This window comes from Geobacter argillaceus (assembly GCF_007830735.1).
Lineage (GTDB): Bacteria > Desulfobacterota > Desulfuromonadia > Geobacterales > DSM-12255 > Geomobilibacter > Geomobilibacter argillaceus.
The window spans coordinates 1-2,195 of sequence record NZ_VLLN01000062.1 but is presented as its reverse complement, the minus strand read 5'-3'; the positions used below and the strand labels follow the sequence as shown (position 1 = coordinate 2,195).

Annotated in this window: 3 protein-coding genes; all 3 read left to right on the top strand. The window is 55.5% G+C overall.

Annotated features, from left to right (window positions below; all coding sequences use genetic code 11):
• Positions 1-195: 195 nt before the first annotated feature.
• The 3 genes from JN12_RS20315 to JN12_RS20610 are packed head-to-tail and all read left to right on the top strand — an operon-like array spanning position 196 to position 2,023.
• A complete protein-coding gene (locus JN12_RS20315; protein WP_145026367.1) occupies positions 196-801 on the top strand; it encodes a DUF6088 family protein in 606 nt (201 codons plus the stop codon).
• Positions 801-1,823 carry a nucleotidyl transferase AbiEii/AbiGii toxin family protein gene (locus JN12_RS20310; protein ID WP_145026364.1) on the top strand — a complete coding sequence of 341 codons (1,023 nt, stop codon included), beginning with the start codon at positions 801-803 and terminating at the stop codon, positions 1,821-1,823. The genes JN12_RS20315 and JN12_RS20310 overlap by 1 nt, the downstream gene beginning before the upstream one ends.
• Before the next feature lie 59 nt (positions 1,824-1,882).
• Positions 1,883-2,023, top strand: coding sequence for a hypothetical protein (locus JN12_RS20610; RefSeq protein ID WP_170242106.1), 141 nt, complete (start codon positions 1,883-1,885; stop codon positions 2,021-2,023).
• Positions 2,024-2,195: the final 172 nt, after the last annotated feature.

Sequence of the window (2,195 nt, the reverse complement as noted above, 5' to 3'; positions counted from 1 at the left end):
GGCTGATTTATATCTGCCAGATCCCGTTATTCCTGAAATGACATATCCTGTCTTTGTCTGATGGTATATTCCATATCAGACACTCAGCTGCCCGATCCCGCCCATTCCGCTAACGGTGGCTCATAGGTTCCGGCAGACATATTTTGTTAAAAAAATAAGCTTGTTTTTTTAACAAAATTGACGGAAACTGCCGCCATGACCGTAAGCAAGCAGATCGAAAACCGGATTCACGGGCACAATCCCGGATGGGTGTTTTCACCGGCGGACTTTCTTGATCTCGGCTCCCCGCACACCGTAGGGATGGCGCTGATCCGCTTGGTTCGAGAGGGACAGATCCGCCGTCTGGCCAGGGGACTTTACGATTTCCCGCGCAAGCATGAGCAACTGGGGCTTTTATCCCCCTCAGTGGACATGATCGCCGAGGCTTTGGCCCGTCGCGACGGAGTCCGGCTGCAGCCGTCCGAGGCTGCGGCGGCCAATATGCTGCACCTGTCCGACCAAGTCCCGATGAGAGTGGTCTACGAGACAGACGGACCGCCCCGAAAGGTCAAGGTCGGAACGCTCACCATCCAGTTCCGGCGACGGGCGCCGCGCAAAATGGCGACGGCAGGCAAGATGAGCGGCCTGGTTTTCGCTGCGTTGCGGGGGCTGGGCAAACGCTATGTGACTCAGGAGCAGATCAGCCATCTGCGTCAGCTCCTGACTCCGGAAGACCGGCAGCGCCTGCTGCAGGATCTGCCTCAGGCACCGGTCTGGATGCATCCCTTTCTGCGATACATTGCCGAAGATAAGGAATCGTAATGGCCGTATTCGAACAGCTGCCCGCTGAAGAGCGGGCCTTGTATCTGCGTGAGGCGGCAGTCAGACTCAATATGCCGCCGGTAATCGTTGAAAAGGATTTCTGGGTCTGCTGGACGCTCAGAGAGCTTTTTTCTCTGCCGGAGGTCGGCAAGGCTCTCACCTTCAAGGGCGGAACGTCACTGTCGAAGGTCTGGGGGCTGATCGACCGGTTTTCCGAAGACATCGATCTCACCATCGATCGGGATTTTCTGGGGTTCGGCGGCGACAGGAATCCGGAAGCCGCGCCATCGGCCAAACAGCGCAACAACCGGCTGAAAGAGCTGAAGACCGCCTGCCAGGAGTATGTCGGGCAGACTCTGCTGCCGATCCTCGACGCGCGTATCCGCGCCGTCCTGCCGGCCGGCGACTGGGCGTTGAAACTGGATGAATCTGACCCGGACAGCCAGACGATATTGTTTCAATACCCTGTCGGCATACAACCGGAAGGCGGATTCTATGTGCAGCCGGTCGTCAAAATCGAACTGGGAGCGCGGTCGGACACCTGGCCGTCCGAGCCGGCCGTCATCAGGCCGTTTCTGATCGATGCGCTGGGCGCGGCTGTTGATCCGCTCGATTGCCCGGTACAAGTGCTGTCAGCCGAACGCACATTCTGGGAAAAAGCGCTCCTGATACATGAGGAGACCTTCCGGCCGGCGGACAAACCCCGGCGCGCCCGTATGGCACGGCATTATTACGACCTTTGGTGCCTCATAAAAAAAGGGATAGCCGCCAGGGCGGCAAAGGACAGGGAACTGTTCGATCGCGTTGCCGCGCACCGGCAGGTTTTTTTCAGGCTGACATGGGTCGATTACAGTACGGTGCATCGGGGCGATCTGCGGCTGATGCCGGCAGCCGGTGACGTGCAGGCATGGAAGCAGGATTATGAATGGATGCAGACGGCCATGTTCCTCGATGAGCCCCCGCCGTTCGAGCAGATCCTTGACGGTATCAGAGGGTTTGAAGAGGAGTTCAACAGAGAATAACAGGAATACGTGTAGCTGATCGAAGAGGCGAACCTGCCATACATGAGGCCGGAGGATGTATGAGAAAAGGCGATATCGTAAAATTCTGGAACGTTGTTGGTTCTAGCGATGAAAACTTCCGCATGGTTCTGCTGGAAATCGAAACTAATAGTTGCACCGAGTCAGCAATGAATTCATCTATGGTTAAATTTCCGCTATGAACCGCGCGTACTATTCCGATTCGATAGCAACATTTCTGAGCCGATCGACAGAGGAAGTTATTGGTATCCTCAGTTGTGCTAGTACCTATTAACATTTAAAAGTTCGGATAAAGCCTCTTCAGCTTGATCCGGGCATCAGTTGTTGTAAATTGCCAGTCAATCTTATTGGTAC

Coding starts and splice junctions, on each gene's coding strand:
- JN12_RS20315 (WP_145026367.1), top strand. CDS start 196: ATGACCGTAAGCAAGCAGATCGAAAACCGGATTCACGGGCACAATCCC.
- JN12_RS20310 (WP_145026364.1), top strand. CDS start 801: ATGGCCGTATTCGAACAGCTGCCCGCTGAAGAGCGGGCCTTGTATCTG.
- JN12_RS20610 (WP_170242106.1), top strand. CDS start 1,883: ATGAGAAAAGGCGATATCGTAAAATTCTGGAACGTTGTTGGTTCTAGC.